This is a genomic window from Allosaccharopolyspora coralli (assembly GCF_009664835.1).
Taxonomy (GTDB): Bacteria; Actinomycetota; Actinomycetes; order Mycobacteriales; family Pseudonocardiaceae; genus Allosaccharopolyspora; species Allosaccharopolyspora coralli.
In genome coordinates, this window is record NZ_CP045929.1 from 2,157,359 (window position 1) to 2,175,849 (window position 18,491).

At 69.0% G+C, this 18,491-nt stretch carries 16 protein-coding genes and 1 riboswitch; of the genes, 11 read left to right on the plus strand and 5 right to left on the minus strand.

What is annotated here, in order from left to right; all coding sequences use genetic code 11:
- Nucleotides 1-159 precede the first annotated feature (159 nt).
- The 3 genes from GIY23_RS10225 (at nt 160) to GIY23_RS10235 (ending at nt 2,971) form a co-directional block, all read left to right on the plus strand.
- The gene (locus GIY23_RS10225) at nt 160-1,326 is read left to right on the plus strand and encodes a Glu/Leu/Phe/Val family dehydrogenase (RefSeq protein ID WP_187352152.1); all 1,167 of its coding nucleotides are present in this window, start codon (nt 160-162) and stop codon (nt 1,324-1,326) included.
- A gap of 324 nt (nt 1,327-1,650) precedes the next feature.
- On the plus strand, nt 1,651-1,854 hold the full coding sequence (locus tag GIY23_RS10230) for a cold-shock protein (protein WP_154076439.1): 204 nt from the start codon (nt 1,651-1,653) through the stop codon (nt 1,852-1,854).
- 139 nt (nt 1,855-1,993) lie between these two features.
- Nucleotides 1,994-2,971 carry an NAD-dependent epimerase/dehydratase family protein gene (locus GIY23_RS10235; RefSeq protein ID WP_222850278.1) on the plus strand — a complete coding sequence of 326 codons (978 nt, stop codon included), beginning with the start codon at nt 1,994-1,996 and terminating at the stop codon, nt 2,969-2,971.
- A gap of 501 nt (nt 2,972-3,472) precedes the next feature.
- Here the strand turns inward: GIY23_RS10235 and GIY23_RS10240 are convergent.
- The gene (locus GIY23_RS10240; protein ID WP_154076440.1) at nt 3,473-3,961 is read right to left on the minus strand and encodes a hypothetical protein; all 489 of its coding nucleotides are present in this window, start codon (nt 3,959-3,961) and stop codon (nt 3,473-3,475) included.
- A 287-nt stretch (nt 3,962-4,248) separates the two neighbouring features.
- Nucleotides 4,249-6,123, minus strand: coding sequence for a propionyl-CoA synthetase (locus GIY23_RS10245; RefSeq protein WP_154076441.1), 1,875 nt, complete (start codon nt 6,121-6,123; stop codon nt 4,249-4,251).
- 432 nt (nt 6,124-6,555) lie between these two features.
- On the opposite strand from GIY23_RS10245, the gene GIY23_RS10250 reads away from it, so the two are divergent.
- The 8 genes from GIY23_RS10250 to GIY23_RS10285 all read left to right on the plus strand — a co-directional run bounded on the left by GIY23_RS10250 (nt 6,556) and on the right by GIY23_RS10285 (nt 14,293).
- A complete protein-coding gene (locus tag GIY23_RS10250; protein WP_407646872.1) occupies nt 6,556-6,795 on the plus strand; it encodes a hypothetical protein in 240 nt (79 codons plus the stop codon).
- A gap of 153 nt (nt 6,796-6,948) precedes the next feature.
- Nucleotides 6,949-7,632: a CDP-alcohol phosphatidyltransferase family protein gene (locus tag GIY23_RS10255; RefSeq protein WP_154078761.1), complete on the plus strand. Its 684-nt coding sequence runs from the start codon at nt 6,949-6,951 to the stop codon at nt 7,630-7,632.
- A gap of 149 nt (nt 7,633-7,781) precedes the next feature.
- The gene (gcvH, locus tag GIY23_RS10260; RefSeq protein ID WP_154076443.1) at nt 7,782-8,165 is read left to right on the plus strand and encodes a glycine cleavage system protein GcvH; all 384 of its coding nucleotides are present in this window, start codon (nt 7,782-7,784) and stop codon (nt 8,163-8,165) included.
- A 128-nt stretch (nt 8,166-8,293) separates the two neighbouring features.
- The gene (garA, locus tag GIY23_RS10265) at nt 8,294-8,758 is read left to right on the plus strand and encodes a glycogen accumulation regulator GarA (protein WP_154076444.1); all 465 of its coding nucleotides are present in this window, start codon (nt 8,294-8,296) and stop codon (nt 8,756-8,758) included.
- 329 nt (nt 8,759-9,087) lie between these two features.
- A complete protein-coding gene (locus GIY23_RS10270; RefSeq protein ID WP_154076445.1) occupies nt 9,088-9,564 on the plus strand; it encodes a bifunctional nuclease family protein in 477 nt (158 codons plus the stop codon).
- A 594-nt stretch (nt 9,565-10,158) separates the two neighbouring features.
- Complete coding sequence (locus GIY23_RS10275) at nt 10,159-10,725, plus strand: MerR family transcriptional regulator (protein WP_154076446.1); 567 nt, start codon at nt 10,159-10,161, stop codon at nt 10,723-10,725.
- Between the two features lie 27 nt (nt 10,726-10,752).
- A riboswitch (glycine riboswitch) is annotated at nt 10,753-10,848 on the plus strand.
- A gap of 172 nt (nt 10,849-11,020) precedes the next feature.
- A complete protein-coding gene (gene gcvP / locus GIY23_RS10280) occupies nt 11,021-13,912 on the plus strand; it encodes an aminomethyl-transferring glycine dehydrogenase (RefSeq protein ID WP_154076447.1) in 2,892 nt (963 codons plus the stop codon).
- 96 nt (nt 13,913-14,008) lie between these two features.
- Entirely contained in the window at nt 14,009-14,293 is a 285-nt protein-coding gene (locus tag GIY23_RS10285) for a HesB/YadR/YfhF-family protein (RefSeq protein WP_154076448.1), read from the plus strand.
- Nucleotides 14,294-14,941: 648 nt separating this feature from the next.
- Here the strand turns inward: GIY23_RS10285 and GIY23_RS10290 are convergent.
- The 3 genes from GIY23_RS10290 to GIY23_RS10300 are packed head-to-tail and all read right to left on the minus strand — an operon-like array spanning nt 14,942 to nt 18,267.
- The gene (locus tag GIY23_RS10290; RefSeq protein WP_187352089.1) at nt 14,942-15,817 is read right to left on the minus strand and encodes a 3-methyladenine DNA glycosylase; all 876 of its coding nucleotides are present in this window, start codon (nt 15,815-15,817) and stop codon (nt 14,942-14,944) included.
- A 51-nt stretch (nt 15,818-15,868) separates the two neighbouring features.
- Complete coding sequence (locus tag GIY23_RS10295; RefSeq protein ID WP_154076449.1) at nt 15,869-16,909, minus strand: hemolysin family protein; 1,041 nt, start codon at nt 16,907-16,909, stop codon at nt 15,869-15,871.
- Complete coding sequence (locus GIY23_RS10300; protein ID WP_154076450.1) at nt 16,906-18,267, minus strand: hemolysin family protein; 1,362 nt, start codon at nt 18,265-18,267, stop codon at nt 16,906-16,908. Before GIY23_RS10300 ends, GIY23_RS10295 begins: the two co-directional genes overlap by 4 nt.
- Nucleotides 18,268-18,491: the final 224 nt, after the last annotated feature.

Consider the following 18,491-nt stretch of genomic DNA (forward strand, 5'->3'; position numbering starts at 1 on the left):
CCTTCGATCTCGGTCCAGTCCCGCTCGCCCACTGCCTCGTGGCGGTGGCGAGCCCTCTTCTCTTCAGAACACGGTGGGTGCAGCCGCTGCTGCGCCCACCGGACGCTCCGCACCCGGAAGGAGGTACGGCCGGTGGCATTCGTGGACGGCGACCCGCTGATGAGGGTGACGTGGAACGACCCGGTGACGGGTCGACGTGGATACCTGGTCGTGCACAGCCTTGTGTCCGGTCTCGCCACGGGCGGGACACGGATGCGGGCCGGCTGCACGTTGGCCGAGGTCGAGGACCTGGCACGCGGTATGGCACGCAAGACCGCCGTGTTCGACCTCCCCGTGGGTGGTGCGAAGGGCGGTATCGACTGCGACCCGAAGTCGCCGGAGGCGCACGGCGTCCTGCGGCGGTTCGTCGAGGCGATGCGTCCCTGGATCGACGCGCACTGGGTCACAGCCGAGGATCTCGGGGTGCCGCAGCAGCTCATCGACGAGGTCTTCGAGGAGACCGGGCTCGAGCAGTCGTACCACGCGGCGATTCGCCGGGCTCCGGACGTCGAGCACACGCTGCGCCGGGTGCGGGCCGGGCTCAACGCCCCGGTGCCGGGCGGTCTGCTGCTGGGGGACGTGGTCGGTGGCTACGGCGTCGCGCAGTCCTGCCTCGGTGTCGTGCACGCCCGGGCGTGGGAACCGGCGCAGACGACGGTCGCCGTGCAGGGCGTCGGCACCATGGGCGGCGGCGCCGCCTGGTACCTGCACCAGGCGGGACTCAAGATCGTGACCGTGGCGGACGCCGTCGGCGCGGTGCACCACCCGGACGGCCTCGACGTTCCGGCGTTGCTGGATTCCCGGGACCGCTACGGGGAGATCGACCGCACTCTGCTGCCCGACGACGTCGTACAACTGCCGCGGGACGCGGTCCTCACGACCGAGGTCGACGTCCTCATCCCGGCAGCGGTGTCGTACGCGATCACGCCGGACCGGGTCGGCGACATCAACGCCGGCGTCGTCATCGAGGCGGCGAACACCCCGGTGACTGAGGAGGCCGAGCACCTGTTGGCGGCCAAGGGGATTCCGGTGATCCCGGACTTCGTCGCCAACGCGGGTGCCGTGGCGTGGGCGTGGTGGTTGTTACTCGGCCGCGTCGACGCCGATCCCGTGTTGTCGTTCAGCGTCCTGCGCGAGGAGATGCTCGCGAAGATCCCGCCGCTGATGGCTGCATGGGACGCGGACGGGACCACGCCCCGAGTGGCCGCGCTGAACCTGGCGGACCGGCAGACCGAACGTGCTCGTGCCGCCGAGGCCGAAGGGCGGGTGCTGGCGAGCATTCCGTGACGTCCTGGAGGCGGAGGTGCCGTCGTGGAGGGTGCGTCGACCGTTCGTCGGTCGGCGCACCTGGCGTGTCGGCGACACCCGGTGAACAGGCACGGGAGAGACCACGACTTCGGGTGATTGTCATGTGACAACCCCGTGACGGGGTGCTAGCGTAGCCGCAGTTGCAGTTTTGGTTCCCCAAGAAGTACTTGAGAGTGCCTGCGAGCCCGTATGTGACGCAGGCACTTTGCTGTGCCGAGGCCATTCGCGGCCAGGGCGATCATCTCCGCGACGTGGGGTTGGCGAAGTGTCGACCCCGAGCCATGAGAAGTAGGAGACAGAAGAATGGCTACCGGTACCGTCAAGTGGTTCAACGCTGAAAAGGGTTTCGGGTTCATCACCCCGGACGGGGGCGGCGCTGACGTGTTCGCCCACTACTCGGCGATTGACGCCACTGGGTTCCGCACGCTGGACGAGAACCAGCGCGTGGAGTTCGAGATCGCTCAGGGCCCGAAGGGCCCGCAGGCCGCGCAGATCCGCTCGATCTGATTCAGCCTGAGACAACAGAACGCCCACACCGGATCTTCGGTGTGGGCGTTCTGCTGTTCGGGGAGAGCGCGGCGGAGGGACAGTAGCTCACTCCCCGTGATTCACCCGAAACGACCACAATCGCCGCGGGTAGGCTTCCGTGGCTGTTGTTGTCCATCGTTGCTGCGAGGTTCGGGTGCCGCTGCGGGTTTTCGTCGCCGGTGCGACCGGCGTGGTCGGAAGGCACCTTCTGCCGGAGTTGCGCAGAGCCGGTCACCACGTGACTGCGCTCGCCCGGCGGGAGGACACCGCCGCAGGCCTGCGCGGTGTCGACGGGGTCGTGGTGGCGGACATGATGGATCCGGGCGCCCTGCGCCGTGTCGTCACCGAAGCGGCCCCCGACGTGGTCGTGCACCAGGCTTCCGCATTCAGTGACACGGACGCCAACGCCGGTATGCAGCGCACCGCCCGGCTCCGGGAGACCGGCAGCCGCCACCTCGTCGAGGCGGCGATCGAAGCAGGTGCCCGGCGCGTCGTCGTGCAGAGCATGGCCGACGCCTACGTCCCGAACGGTCACGACGTCCTCGACGAGGAAGCGCCACTGTGGACGGAGGCACCGGGCTACTGGGGTGAACTCGTGCGATCCGTCGCCGCGATGGAGGAAACGGTCCTCACGCACGCGGAGATCGACGGGGTCGCCCTGCGGTACGGCGCGCTCTACGGTCCGGGTACCGAGTACGCCTCGGACGGCTCGATGCATCGGCGCGTGTGCGGCAGCGCGCTGCCGCTCGTCGAGGACGGCATCGGCTTGATGTCGTTCACCCACGTCGACGACGCGGCAGGCGCGGTGCTCGAGGTCCTGGACGGTGTCGAACCGGGCGCCTACAACGTCGTCGACAACGAACCGGCCGAATCGTCGGAATGGTTGCCGACCTACGCACGGATGGGTGGTGGTCCGGCGCCGCTGACGTTGACACCGGAGCAGGCGCGGGCGCAGCTCGACTGGCTCACCGTGCACCAGCTGACTGAGCAGCGCGGAGCGACCAACTTCCGGTTCCGGGAGACCGCAGGCTGGCGCCCGGTCTGGCCGAGCTGGCGCGAGGGATTCGCCGCGTTGTTCGACCTCTGGCCGGGCTGAGTCTGAGAACTCCCGTCAGAAGGTCTCGTTCGGTGGGCCGGGTAGCCGTCGGGAACGCGGGCGTGGCCGTGCATCTCGATTTCACAGGTGGCGGCGTGGCGTTGAGCCAGCAGTCGCTCCTCATGCTCGGCCCGCCTGGGGGCCGTGATGACGCTGCTCCCAGGCCGACTTGTCCACGAGGTACACGGGGTCAGCGCCACGCCCCGTCGAGGTTGGCATCGGAGAGGTCGAAGTCGACGGCGCGGAAGGCAGCAAGGGACTCACGGGTCTGTCGTTCTTCGACAATGTGACGTAGCGCGGCGTCGATCGTTTCGCTCGGGCTCTCGGTGCCCAGCTCAGCGGCGGCCAGGTCCTGATGCTACCGCGGTGCCTCATGTGGCTACATCGCTCCGGCGTAGTGGCGGGCAGGTAAGAGGCGACATGCGACCGCCGGGATGCCTCTCCCGGGTTGGCAAGCCACTGCGGACTTGCCTCACGTGTAGCGGGACGAACCACTGATGCTCAGCCGAGGAACGGTACGTGCCGGACGAGTTCCGGTGCACCCGCGACGATGAGGAAGTGCGCGGTTCGGCCGACGAAGCTCACCGCGAGCCAGCTCAGGAAACGTAATCCCGCCGCGCCCGCGACGAAGCACATCAGCGTGAACGGCGGCAGGCCCGTGACCGCACCGCAGAACAGCACGGCCAGCCCCCACCAGGGGCGCTGCTCGGTCGCGGTGTGGATGCGTTCCATCCAGGTCGCGATCCGACTTCCTGCTGGGGCCCGGACGCGCTTACCGAGGCGTGAGCCGAGGGTGAAACTGCCCTGACCGGCGAAGAAGAACAGCGACTTCGTCGCGAGCTGGCCGACGGTGGCGGCGAGCGCGAGCGCCCACCACGACGCTGTCTCCACGGTGGCGACCACGCCGATGAGGTACAGCTCGATGTTGACCACGGGAAACACGCTGCCGAGGGCCGCCGTTCCCAGGGTGGCGAGCAGCCAGCCGATCATCCAGACCCGCCCGGTGTGCGGCGCTGCACGGGGGGGTGGGTTGTGGTCATCGGGTGCTCACTCGAGAAGAGGGGTCGGCGCTCACCGGCGGCGCTGTCCGAGCACCGAGGCGACCGCCGAGCCTACCGGTGCGGCTCGCGCGTCTTCGGTCACCGTCGCGTCGCGCGCACCCGGAGAAACGGCACTCCCGTCGCTCGCCGCCGACGCCAGCCAGTTGCCAGCGAGTTCGCGGCTAGCGAGGACGGTGCCGAGGTGCTGTCGAGCGCTATCCGGCGCCCACGGTCGGCTCAGGCGCGCAGGGTGGCGCGCAGCGTGTCCAGGATGTCCGGATCCTCGATCGTCGAGGGCACGACGGTGTCACCGCTGTCGGCGATTTCGCGCATCGACTTGCGCAGGATCTTGCCCGAACGCGTCTTCGGCAGCCCCGCGACGACGTCCACCCGGTTCAGCGCGGCGACCGGGCCGATCTGGTCGCGGACCGCGGCCACGAGTTCGTCCTGCAGTACGTCCGGGTCGGTGTCGACCCCGGACTTGAGGACGACGAATCCGCGCGGAACCTGTCCCTTCAGTTCGTCGTGGACACCGATCACCGCACACTCCGCGACCGCAGGGTGCCCGGCCAGTACCGCCTCCATCGAGCCCGTGGACAACCGGTGCCCGGCGACGTTGATCACGTCGTCGGTGCGACCCATGACGAACAGGTAGCCATCCTCGTCGAGGTGGCCGCTGTCCCCGGTGCGGTAATAGCCGGGATACCGCGACAGGTACGACTCGCGGAACCGCTCGTCGTCACCCCACAACGTCGTCAGGTTCCCCGGCGGCAGCGGCAGTTTCAGGCAGATGGCGCCCTCGTGGCCCGCCGCGACCGGGTGTCCTGACTGGTCGAGGACCTCCACCTGGTACCCGGGGGCGGGCACGGTCGGGGAGCCGGGTTTCACCGGCATCGGCTCCAGGCCTCGCAGGTTCGCGCAGATCGGCCACCCTGTCTCGGTCTGCCACCAGTGGTCGATCACCGGGATCCGCAGCGTGTCGACCGCCCACTGGTAGGTCTCCGGGTCCAGTCGCTCGCCCGCCAGGAACAGCGTCTGCAGGCTCGACACGTCGTGGTCGGCGAGTTTGGTGGCGTCCGGGTCCACACGCTTGATCGCGCGGAACGCCGTCGGCGCCGTGAACAGCGACTTGACTCCGTGATCGGCCGCCACGCGCCAGAACGCGCCCGCGTCCGGAGTGCCGACCGGTTTGCCCTCGTACATCACGGTCGTGGCTCCGGCCAGCAACGGCGCGTAGACGATGTAGGAGTGCCCGACCACCCATCCGACGTCGGAGGCGGTCCAGAACACGTCGCCGGGGCCGATGTCGTAGATGTTGCCGATCGACCAGCGCAAGGCCACCGCGTGTCCGCCGTTGTCGCGGACCACGCCTTTGGGCTTGCCGGTGGTACCGGAGGTGTAGAGCACGTACAGCGGGTGGGTGGCCGCCACCGGCACGCACTCCGCCGCTTTCGCGGTCTCCATGGCGGTGGCCCAGTCGACGTCACCGGGCCCGAGTTCGGCGACCGCTTGATCGCGCTGCAGCACGATCACCCCTTGCGGCTGGTGGGTCGACAGCCGCAGCGCCTCGTCGACGATCGGCTTGTACTCGACGACCCGGTTCGGTTCGAGCCCGCAGGAGGCGGCGACCACCGCGACCGGCTCGGCGTCGTCGATGCGTGCGGCGAGCTCCTTGGGTGCGAACCCGCCGAAGACGACGGAGTGGATCGCGCCGATCCGCGCGCACCCGAGCATCGCCACCACCGCCTCGGGCACCATCGGCATGTAGATCACGACGCGGTCGCCGGTCGAGACGCCCTGGTCCCGCAGCACTCCGGCGAACCGTGCGACTCGATCCTGCAGCTGCCGGTACGTCCAGCGTTGCACCGACCCGGTCATCGCCGAGTCCCAGATCAGGGCCTCCTGCTCGCCGCGTCCGTCCCGGACGTGTCGGTCGACGGCGTTGAAGCACGTGTTCAGCATTCCGTCCGGGAACCAGCGGTAGAACGGTGCGTCCGAGTCGTCCAGGGCGCGGGTGGGCGTTCGATCCCAGTCGAGCGCTTCCGCCGCGGCGAGCCAGAAGCCTTCGCGGTCGTCGATGCTGCGCCGATACTGCTCGGCGTACGTGCTCATCGGCGTTCGCCCTTTCCGTAGCGGTGTCGAACCTCGGCCCACCCTGGCCCATTCCGATCTTCGGCGCCAGAGTTGTGCGGGCTGAGAACGAAGACTTTTCTCGGTCCTGCCGAGAATGCGTCGATGCGGACTCGAACGGATCTCGGCGGTTCGATTTTGGTGCGACGCGACGGGTGGCACTCGGGTCCGTTGCCGCGGGGTCTGTGAGGGCGTTGACGTGGCATTCTGCGACGAGCGGTCGAGATCGTTCGGTCCGGCGGATCGGTCCCGGGCTGGTTTTCGAGTAATCCGGCGCGCGATCTTCGCCTTCCGGCGACGCACTGTCTCGGAAACAAGACAATGTCGATGAGCTGTTCCACAATCATCGCAGTGGGTTAACGCTGTGGGTGGACGTGCCGACAAGCGGGAACGGGAGGTGCATCCACGATGACGATCGGAACGAGCGCGAGTACGAGCGGTCCGGCGGCGGAGGAGCGTGCCGACGGGGAGTGCGACGAACGCGAGCCGTTGCCGACCGCGCCGAGCAGCGTGGTCTGGAGCGGCGGACACGCCTACGTACTCGAAGGAGTAGGCGGCCGCTCGATGTGGGCGGGTGTCGACGACCGGGGCCGCCCGCGTTTCCTCACCGACGCCGACTTGCGTCGCCGAGGCTGGAGCCACACCCGCGCCTGAGGGCTCCCGGTGTGGCCCGCGTGGTCGACGCCACGCGGGCGCCCTGCAGCCGTTCACCAGCGCGTTGACGACCGTGTGGCAGGCTGAGAGCGGCGGGTGCCGACGCAGTGCCCGCGTGAGCAGCGGGCCGGTGTCGGCGAGCAGGGGAGGATCGTGGTGCAGGACGCGGAAGGCGCCACGACGGGTTCCCGATCCGGGGCGGAACCGCCGAAACCCGACGCACCGGGACTCGACGGGATCAAGCAAGCCGCCGCAGGGGTGTGGAGCGACCCGTGGTGGACGGTCCCGAACCTGCTGAGCGTCATCCGGCTCGCGGGTGTTCCCCTGTTCTTGTGGTTGCTGCTCGGGCCTCAGAACGACTTGCTCGCATTGCTGGTCCTCGTCGTCAGCGGGGTCACCGACTGGCTCGACGGCAAGCTCGCCCGCTGGCTGGACCAGTACAGTCGCGTCGGCGAGCTGCTCGATCCCGCCGCCGACCGGCTCTACATCATCGCCACTCTCGTCGCGTTCGTCCTGCGGGACGTCGTGCCCTGGTGGGTGGCCGCCGTGCTCATCGGGCGGGACGTGGTCCTCACCCTGTGCCTGCCCGTCCTCCGGTTCCACGGCTACGAGCCGCCGGAGGTGCACTACCTCGGCAAAGCCGCCACCTTCTGCCTCATGTACGCGTTTCCACTGCTGCTGCTCGTCGAGGCCGACTTCGTCGGTGACGAAGTGGTACGCCCCATCGCCTACGCGCTGACCTGCTGGGGCGGCGTGCTCTACGTGTGGGCGGGGTTGCTCTACCTGGTTCAGGTCGCCGCGGCCGTCCGCGTCTCACGTCGAGGAGTCCCCGGCTGAGGTGGTCCGCGATCGGGTGCCTTGCGGCGGTCCGGAGACGGAAATACCCTCGCTGCGTCCGCGCGCGATCAGTTCGTGCGCAGACGCAGGAAGAACCAGGACACACCGGCCAGAGGCCGAGTGCGTCCCGACGAGGAAGGCGGAGCCGCGTGGCCCCGGAAGGCATCAGGTACACCGAGGAGCACGAGTGGGTTCTGCCCACCGGTGACGGAAAGGCGCGGATCGGCATCACCGACTACGCGCAGCAGCAGCTGGGTGACGTGGTCTACGTTCAGCTCCCCGACGTCGGTGACAGTCTCGACTCGAAGGCGACGATGGGTGAGGTCGAGTCGACCAAGAGCGTCTCGGACCTCTACGCTCCGATCGCCGGCGAGATCACCGCCGTCAACGAGCAGCTCGACGATCAGCCCGAGCTGGTGAACTCGGACCCCTACGGCGACGGCTGGATGGTGGTCCTCACTCTCGCGGACGCCTCCGCGTTGGACGAGCTCCTCGACGAGGACGGTTACCAGAACCTGATCGACCAGGGTTGATCGTCGATCTCGGCGGCGGGTGAAAACGATGTTGGGAACCGCGCGTCGAAGCCGGTGACCGGCACGGTACGTTGGGTGTATTCGCCCACGATTCATCAGCCATTCCCATCCGCAGGAGGAGAGCTCAGGTGAGCACGAACGACGGGCCCGGCGGCACCCCGCCGGAGAAGTCTCCGGAGACCACCTCGGTCTTCAGGCCCTTCCTCTCGGAGCCCGAGACCGAGAGCGCTCCGCCAGCGGAGGGGGCTGGCGCTTCCGGTGTCGACTCGCTCCCAGCCGGCTCGGCCCTGCTGGTGGTCAAGCGCGGTCCGAACGCGGGTTCGCGGTTCCTGCTGGACCGCGAGGTGACCAGCTCGGGTCGTCACCCGGACAGTGACATCTTCCTCGACGACGTCACCGTTTCGCGCAGGCACGCGGAATTCCGTCGTGAGGGCAACGACTTCGTCGTGGTGGACGTCGGCAGCCTCAACGGCACGTACGTCAACCGCGAGCCGGTGGACACCTCGGTGCTCGCCAACGGTGACGAGGTGCAGATCGGCAAGTTCCGGCTGGTGTTCCTCACCGGACCCCTGGAAGGTGGCCAGGGCCGCTGAGGCAGACGATCCGGCAACGGGGCGGCATCGTACGGTGCCGCCCCGTTGTCCATTCGTCGGTGGCCGGTTTGCCCTGTGTGGCCGCCGAAATCCCCGGCTGCGGTGCCGTCGGTGAACCCGCGTTGACGCGGGATGGGCCGGTGTATCGTGCTGGGTACTGCTCGAACGTGGAGTGGCGCGCGTTTCGGTCTGTGACGGGCGGGAACGGTGCGAGAGAACGGGTCCGATGGTGGGCGTGTCCGCGGCGTCGCGGGTAGCGTCGACGTCGTCGGTGCGCGACCCTCGACGAGGAAGTCACGCTTCGGCGCGCTGGAGGAGGCGATGTGACGATGAGCAGCGAGATGCGCGTCGTCGGCGTGCGAGTGGAACTACCAGCCAACCAGCCGATCCTGCTGCTGCGCGAGAACGAGGGTGAGCGGTACCTGCCGATCTGGATCGGATCGGTGGAGGCGACCGCCATCGCCCTCGAACAGCAGGGTGTGCGGCCTGCGCGGCCGTTGACCCACGACCTGCTCAAGGACGTCGTCGGCGCTCTCGGACGCGACCTGGAACAGGTGCGCATCACCGACCTGCAGGAAGGCACTTTCTTCGCCGAACTCGTCTTCGACGGCGACGTACGGGTCTCCGCCCGTCCGAGCGACTCGGTGGCGCTGGCGCTGCGGGTCGGGGTGCCGATTCACGCCGACGAGTCGGTGCTCGACGAGGCGGGCCTGATCATCCCGGACGAGCAGGAGGACGAGGTCGAGAAGTTCCGCGAGTTCCTCGACTCGGTCTCCCCGGAGGATTTCCGCGGCGCGGACACCTGACCTGTGCACACACGCACACACGCGCGGTCCCCGGTGCCTTCGAGGCGCCGGGGACCGCTGCATTCGGGCGGGGGCACTCGGACGGCTCTTGAGAGGGCTTCTGGGGACTTGGGTGGGTGGACCGATACCGCCGCCAGCCACGAGGTGAGAACCCGCAGGTGGCCGGCCTGCGTAGACGGGCGGGACTCGTCGGCGGCACCGTGGCTGACCATAGCCTCGAGCCGCCCACCGCCAAGTAAGGGCGTCTGGAAACTGGCATTTGTGCCCGTAGGGCACGCCTCACAAGTGACCAGCCGCGGCAAAGTGGGACGCTCCCGCGTCTTCGATGTCGGCGATCCCGCAGCCGGCCGCGAGCTGAGGTTCCGCCACGGAACCACCTACGCAGATCACTCCGCGCACCCTCTTGCCGCGCTTCGAGCGGTGCAGGGCCCGCACGTGCCCGCGCGTCGCGTTGACCGGTGGTGACGGCAGGCCTACCGTCGAGCTATCGCGAATCTCGCTGGTGTGATTCTTCGTCGGCGGATCTCGTGGACCCGGGGACGCCCGTCCCGGGCCCAGCGTCGCCGGCGTGGTGCCGGTCGAGGGGAGGCAGGCGTGGTCGAGCGAGCGCCCGGCGAGCAGGCCGGCGTGGAACAGGGAACGTTGTTCCCCGACGCGTCGCTGCCGGACGAACTGGTCGGGTATCGGGGTCCCGCAGCCTGTCAGATCGCGGGAATCACCTATCGGCAGCTGGACTACTGGGCGCGGACGAAGCTGGTGAAGCCGACGATCCGGGTCGCCTCCGGCTCGGGGTCGCAGCGGCTGTACTCGTTCAAGGACATCCTGGTCCTCAAGGTCGTCAAGCGGCTGCTGGACACGGGTGTCTCATTGCACAACATCCGGGTGGCGGTCGACCACCTGCGCAACCGCGGGGTCGAGGACCTCGCGCGCATCACCCTGTTCAGCGACGGCACGACTGTCTACGAATGCACCTCCGCCGAGGAGGTCGTGGACCTTCTCCAGGGTGGTCAGGGCGTCTTCGGGATCGCCGTGAGTGGGGCGATGCGGGAGATCAGCGGCACGATCCACGAGTTCCCCGCCGAGCGTGCGGAAGGCGCCGAAGAGGTACCGGCGGTCGACGACGAGCTGTCCCGTCGCCGTCGGGATCGCCAAACCGGCTGATCCATCGGGTATCATTCGCGGCATCGCAGACCCCGTGCGGGAGAGTCCGTGCCCTCGTGGTGCGGCGCCGAAGGAGCAACTCTCCCCGTCAACCTCTCAGGCCAGCTGGACCGCGCGGGCGAGATACCTCTGGAAAGAGGGTCACCACGGGAGTGGTGGCCCCGCCGACGGTGCAAGCCCGGTGTCGGCCGGGTGAAGCTCTCAGGCGTTCGCGTCGCGGACACGGACAGAGGGGGAGACGGCGACCCGGGTGGTCGCCGTGGTCCTCATGCGCCGTGATCTTGGAGGTAGGGCGATGACCGACGTGAATCATGACCATGTCCCGCTGGCCGCGCTGGAGCACGGCACGCCGTTCGCCGACCGGCATGTCGGTCCGGCGCCTGCGGAGCTCGCTCGGATGCTCGACGTCATCGGTGTCGGGTCGTTGGAGGAGCTGGGCGAGCAGGCGTTCCCGAAGGGGATCCGTGAGCAGGACCTGCGGATGGCGCTGCCGGACCCGGCCACCGAGTCGGAGGCTCTGGACGAGCTGCGCGCGCTTGCCGAGCAGTGCACCACCAACGTCGAGATGATCGGTCTGGGTTACCACGGCACGGTCACGCCGCCGGTGATCCGCCGCAACGTCGTGGAAAGCCCCGCCTGGTACACGGCCTACACCCCGTACCAGCCGGAGATTTCGCAGGGCAGGCTGGAAGCGCTGCTGAACTTCCAGACGCTGGTGGCGGACCTCACCGGGGTCGAGGTCTCGAACTCGTCGATGCTGGACGAGTCGACCGCCGCTGCCGAGGGCATGACGCTGGTGCGCCGCGCGGGCAAGGCAAAGTCACCGCGGTTCGTGGTGGACGCCGACGTCCTGCCGCAGACCCTGTCGGTGGTGCAGACGCGTGCGGAACCGTTGGGCATCGAGATCGTCGTGGCGGACCTCAGCGACGGCGTCGACGGCTTGCCGGACGGTGAGTTCTTCGGGGCGTTGCTGTCGTACCCGAACGCCTCGGGCGCGGTGCGGGACCTCGAACCGGTCATCGCGGCGGTGCACGAGCGCGGGGCGAAGGCGGTCGTGGCGGCCGACCTGCTGTCGCTGACGCTGCTGCGGGCTCCCGGTGAAATGGGCGCCGACGTGGTCGTCGGCAACACCCAGCGGTTCGGTGTTCCGATGGGCTTCGGTGGTCCGCACGCGGGCTACATGGCCGTCGCGAAGGGTTTCGAGCGGCAGTTGCCCGGCCGTCTGGTGGGCGTGAGCGTCGACGCCGACGGCGAGCAGGCCTATCGGCTCGCGCTGCAGACCCGTGAGCAGCACATCCGCCGGGAGAAGGCCACGAGCAACATCTGCACCGCGCAGGTGCTGCTGGCGGTCGTCGCCTCGATGTACGCCGTCTACCACGGCCCCGAGGGCCTCAAGGCGATCGCGACGCGCACGCACCGGATGGCCACGGTGCTGGCCGAGGGGCTGCGCCGCGGCGGTGTCGAGGTCGTGCACGACGAGTTCTTCGACACCGTGCTGGCGAACGTTCCCGGCCGGGCCGACGAGGTCGTCCGCGCTGCCCGTGAACGGGGTGTGAACCTGCGCCGCGCCGACGCCGACCACGTCGGCGTGAGCTGCGACGAGACGACGACCCGGGCGCACCTCGCGCTCGTGTGGGGCGCGTTCGGTGTCGAGGCCGACGCGGACGCTGTGGATGGCTCGGTCGACGAGGCCCTGCCTGCGGCCCTGCTGCGGGAGTCCGAGTACCTGACCCACCCGGTGTTCCACCAGCACCGCTCGGAGACGTCGTTGCTGCGCTACCTGCGCAAGCTCTCGGACACCGACGTGGCGTTGGATCGCAGCATGATCCCGCTGGGCTCGTGCACGATGAAGCTCAACGCGACGGCGGAGATGGAACCGATCACCTGGCCGTCGTTCGCCAACCTGCACCCGTTCGCGCCCGCCGAGGACGCGAAGGGCCTGCTGCAGGTCGTCTCCGACCTGGAGTCCTGGCTCGCGGAGATCACCGGGTACGACGCGGTGAGCCTGCAGCCGAACGCGGGCAGCCAGGGTGAGTTCGCCGGTCTGCTGGCGATCCGCGCCTACCACCACAGCCGTGGTGAAGCGGCTCGTGACATCTGCGTCATCCCGTCGAGCGCGCACGGAACGAACGCGGCGAGCGCGGTGATGGCCGGGTTGCGCGTGGTCGTGGTGCGGTGCGACGACGACGGCAACATCGAGATGGACCACTTGCGGGAGGTGCTCGACGCCCACCGCGACGACCTCGCCGCGATCATGGTCACGTACCCGTCCACGCACGGCGTCTACGAGGACACCGTGCAGGACGTGTGCGCGATGGTGCACGAGGCAGGCGGGCAGGTCTACGTCGACGGTGCGAACCTCAACGCGCTCATCGGCCTGGCCCGGATGGGCAAGTTCGGCTCGGATGTCTCGCATCTGAACCTGCACAAGACGTTCTGCATCCCGCACGGCGGCGGCGGTCCCGGCGTCGGCCCGATCGGTGTGCGCGAGCACCTGGCGCCGTTCCTGCCGAACCACCCGTTGCAGCCCGCGGCGGGGCCGGAGACGGGAGTCGGCCCGATCAGTGCGGCGCCGTGGGGCAGCGCGTCGATCCTGCCGATCTCGTGGGCGTACGTGCGCATGATGGGCCCGGAGGGGTTGCGGCGGGCGACGCTGACCGCGGTCGCGGCGGCGAACTACGTGGCCAAGCGGCTCGACGCGCACTTCCCGGTGCTCTACACCGGCGAAGGCGGCTACGTCGCCCACGAGTGCATCCTCGACCTGCGCCAGATCACCAAGGACAGCGGCGTCACGGTGGACGACGTGGCCAAGCGGCTCGCCGACTACGGTCTGCACGCGCCCACGATGTCGTTCCCGGTGGCGGGCACCCTGATGGTGGAACCGACGGAGAGCGAGAACCTCGCCGAACTCGACCGGTTCTGCGAGGCGATGATCGCGATCCGCGCCGAGATCGACAAGGTCACCGCAGGTCAGTGGCCCGTCGACGACAACCCGCTCTGCGACTCGCCGTTCACGACGGCATCGCTGGCTGGGGAGTGGAACCACGCGTACAGCCGGGAGGAGGCCGCGTACCCGCTGGGTCGGTCGATGCCGAAGATCTGGCCCGCGGTGCGTCGCATCGACGGCGCGAAGGGTGACCGCAACCTCGTCTGCTCGTGCCCTCCGCTGGAGGCCTACCAGGCCTGACGTGCGTGCCGACCGGTACGCCCCGGCCGATGCCGGGGTGTACCGAATGCACTACGGTGGGCGACTCCATGTGACCGAACCCGGGAGGAGCACAACATGCTCACCATCAGTGAGAGCGCGGCGGAGGTCATCAAGGTGGTGCTCGCCGGAGGTGAGTCCGGGGAAGACTCGGGCTTGCGCATCGCGGCGACCAGTGTGAACGGCTCGGAAACGGAGCTGCAGGCGTCCGTGGCGCCTGCTCCGGAGGGCGACGACCAGGTCGTCGAGTCGTCCGGGGCGCGGGTGTTCCTGGACCAGCAGGCCGCCTCGGTGCTCGACGACAAGACGCTGGATGCCGAGCGGGACGACAACGGCGAGTTGGGTCTCGCAGTGCGCGAGTGACGCCGTCAGGGGCCGTTGCGCCCCGTCAGGCCGTAAGCGAGGCCCCCCTGGTGCGGTTCGAGCCGCCCAGGGGCCTCGTCGCGTCTCGGGCCGCAGTTCCCGCTCGGTGCGCCTGCCGGGTACCCAGGCGTCTTAGCGTAGATCCATGGGTGGAGGCGAGTGGTTCGCCTGGACAGCCTCGACGAGCGGACTGTCGTCATCCGAGTGGTGGCCCCTCGGAGCGCGTATCGACCTCGGCCGACGAGACGTGGAGCTGCTGGCGCTGCCCGGACTCCGTCGGGTTGCTCGACCGCGGACGAGGTTCCGTGTTGGTCGGGGACATGCTCTACCACGCACCGAGCGTGACCGACGGTCTGATCCTGGCCGGGGCGATCCCGTCGGCCAGCGTGCCCGACTATGTGCGCAGCGCGCTGCGGCTCCGCTCGATCCGCGACGGCGAGCGCATCCTGTCCGGTCACTTCAGACCCGAGGTCGGTCCGAGGAGGGTCGACGAACTCGTCGGTGCTCTGGAGGGAGCCCTCGACTCACGCTGGGCAAGGCACGATAACCGGCGCGCACCCCTGTTCGCGCCTTACCGGGTGTGGCGAGACGACCCTGATCGCAGGCAAACGAGCACGACGCCGAGCCGAACACGGGGCCGAGCCGTGATCACTCCGCGCGAGCGGGTTCGCAGTTCAGGAGTGTCCGGCACACTTCCGAGAGCCGCTTCCGCAGGACTGCGGACTCGTCGGCGAACTCCCGCTGCGCCCGGACGTAGTCGGCTCGCCCCTCGGATGTCTCGATCGCCACCGGCGCATAGCCGAGCGCGGTCAGGTCGTACGGGCTGGCGCGCATGTCCAGTTCCCGGACGCGCGCGGCGAGGTCGAAACAGTCCGCGACCAACTCCGCGGGCACGTACGGGTCGAGCTTGTAACTCCACTTGAACAGATCCATGTTCGCGTGCAGGCAGCCTGGCTGTTCCATGCGGACCTGGTCGGTGCGGGCGGGCTGGTGGTGGTTCAGCGGCCGTGCGTCCTCGGTGAAGAACCGGAACGCGTCGTGGTGGGTGCAGCGAACCGGCATCGATTCCACGACCTCGTCGGTGCCGTCGTGCCCGAGGCGCAGCGGCCACCCCGCGTGGCGCACGTCGTCCGGCCCGGTGCGATACAGCATCGCCCACTCGTGCAGGCCGAAACAGCCCAACTTCGCCGTCCGGGACGCGGTGGCCTCCAACAGCGTGAGCACGAACTCTGCGGTGTCCCGGCGCTTCGCGGGCGGCTCGTCCGAGACGACACCGTCCGGGCACCGGGTGAAGCCTGTTCGCCGCAGGAACTCGTCACCGTTCTCCAACGCGACACCGGGACCGGGTTGCCACCGTTCGAGCTTGGCGGGTTTGAACGAGTAGTAGGTGAACAGGAAGTCCATCACCGGGTGCTTCTCGCCGCGCTGCCGCCGTTGCCGGTGCGGGAGGGTCCATTCCCGGACCCGCGCCAGATGCGCGGCCTCGCGCGCACGCCACTCGCTCTCGGTCAGCACGGAAACCACACGTCAAGGGTAGTAGCGGTCCCGCGACGACTGGGCCGGGACCGCTACTGCTCAGGTCACGTGGGTGCCGTCGCGGACGGTGCCGACGTACTCCTCGACGAGGTCCTCCAGGGCGACCACGCCGAGCGAGGTGCCTGCCGTGTCCACGGCCATCGCGAGGTGACTGCGCGAGCGCTGCAACGAGGTCAACGCCTCGTCCAGACGGGAGTCCGCGCGCAGCGTCGGCAGCCGTCGCACCCGTGTGGGCGGAACCGGGCTCGACGGCTCGTCTCCCGCCTGGTCGAGAACGTCCTTCACATGCAGGTAGCCGAGGATCCGGCCGTCGTCGGCAAGCACCGGGAACCGGGAGAAGCCGGTCGAGGAGACGGCGTGTTCCACGTCCTCCAGAGTCGGAGCCGCGGGCAGCGTCTTCAGGTCGTCCAGGCGCACCAGGACGTCGGCGACGGTGGTCCCCACCGAGGACAGCGTCTGCGCGAGCCTGCGGTGTTCGGACTGCTCCAGCAAGCCCTCCCGCCGGGACTCGACGAGTAGCTCGGCGAGCTCCGAGGACGAGTAAGCCGTTTCCAGCTCGTCCTTCGGCTGCACCTTGAGCAGCCGCAGCACGGCGTTGGCCATCGCGTTGAACAGGGCGATGACCGGGCGGGCGAGCTTGACGAAGCCCACCAGCGCCGGAACCAGCCACAGCGCGAGCCGTTCCGGCTCGGCGATGGCGAGGTTCTTGGGCACCATCTCGCCGACGAGCACGTGCAGCAGCACCACGAGTGCCAGCGCGATGGCGAACGCGACCGCGTGCAGCACCGCGTCCGGGATCGGCAGGAACCCGACGGCGCGTTCGAGCTGGTGGGCGACGGCGGGCTCACCGAGGCGGCCGAGCCCCAGGGAACACAACGTGATCCCGAGCTGTGCGCTCGCCAGCATCAGCGAACCGTGCTCGGTCGCTCTGATCACGACGCGGGCACGGCCCACGCCCTGTTCGAGCAGGGCCTCCAGCCGATCCCGGCGGGACGAGAGCAGCGAGAACTCGGCACCGACGAAGAACGCGTTCAACGCCAACAGCAGTACTGCCAGCGCGATGGCCATACTGTCGCTCATCGGCTCGCCTCCGTGCTGCCGCCGGTGGTGATCTCCTGCTGCGCGGGGGGATCGTCCGCGGTGAGCCGGAGCTCGGCGATGCGGTGCCGGTCCATCCGATTCACCGTGAGACTCCACCCGTCGTGGTCGACATGGTCGCCCGGAGTGGGGATGCGGCCGAGTGAACTGAGCACGAAGCCGGCCACGGTTTCGTAGTCCCCGTCCGGGATCTCGAACCCGGTGGCCTCTTCGAGCTCGTCGGCGCGCAGCAGGCCGGACACGACCCAGCGCTGCCGTCCCAGGGGACGCACCGCGGCCGTCTCGCGGCGATCGTGCTCGTCGCGGACATCACCGATGATCTCCTCGACGACGTCCTCCAACGTGACGATTCCCGCCGTTCCGCCGTACTCGTCGACCACGAGCGCCAGTTGCAGGCCCGAGCCGCGCAACCGGTTGAGCAGCGCGTCGCCGTCGAGTGTTTCCGGCACCGTCGGGACCGGGCGCACGAGCGACCCGACGCGGGTGCCTTCACGTTGGTCGACCGGAACACCGAACGCCTGTTTGACGTGGATGACGCCGTGGACGTTGTCGAGGTCGTCGTCGTGCACCGGGAATCGGGAGAACCCGGTGCGGCGGGCGATGTCGAGCAGGTCGAGCACCGAGGCGTCCGTCTCGAGCGATTCGACCCGTACCCGCGGCGTCATGAGCTCGTCGGCACTGCGGTCACCGAACCGCAGCGACTTGTCCATGAGCGTGGCGGTGGCCTCGTCGAGCGTTCCGTGCTCGGCGCTGGATCGCACGATCGAGCCCAGTTCGTCGGGGGAGCGGGCGGACCGCAGTTCCTCCTGCGGCTCGACCCCGAGCCTGCGCACGGCCCAGTTGGCACTGTTGTTGGTGACGTTGATCAACCACCGGAACACGTGCGAGAACCCCGAGTGGTAGCCCGAGACCGCACGTGCGGTCGGTAGCGGCCGTGCGATGGCGAGGTTCTTCGGCACCATCTCGCCGAAGACCATCGACAAGGTCGTGGCGAGCAGGATCGCGATGGTCAGCGACAGTGCCGCCGCGACACCGTCACCGATCCCCGCCGCGAGAAAGAGCGGGCGCACCAGGTCACCGATGAGCGGTTCGGCCACGTAGCCGGTGACCAGGGTGGTGAGCGTGATCGCCACCTGCGCGCCGGAGAGCTGGAACGACAGTGTGCGGTGTGCGCGCTGGACAGCCTTCGCCCGCCGGTCGCCGACCTCGGCGACGTGGGCGTCGATGGTGCTGCGTTCCAGCGAGGTCAGGGAGAACTCGGCCGCCACCGCGAGACCGGTTCCCAGCGTGAGGACGGCGACGAACACCAGACCGAGCACGGACAGCAGGACTTCCGTCATCGGCGATCCCCGACCCCTCGGCCGAGTCGCCCGGCGGGGCTGGGGAATGAAATGCCGGGTCTTCGACCCGGCTCGGTACTGCCGTCAGGGGAGGGTGCCGGAGGCACTGACGTTCTCAACTCCTCGAGAAAGGGGTGTACGCGGTTCCCACGAGTATATCGCTCGTCTCGTTCGTCTCCTGCCGGGTGGCGCATCCGAATTGCCCGACCGGCCCGTGAGCGCGG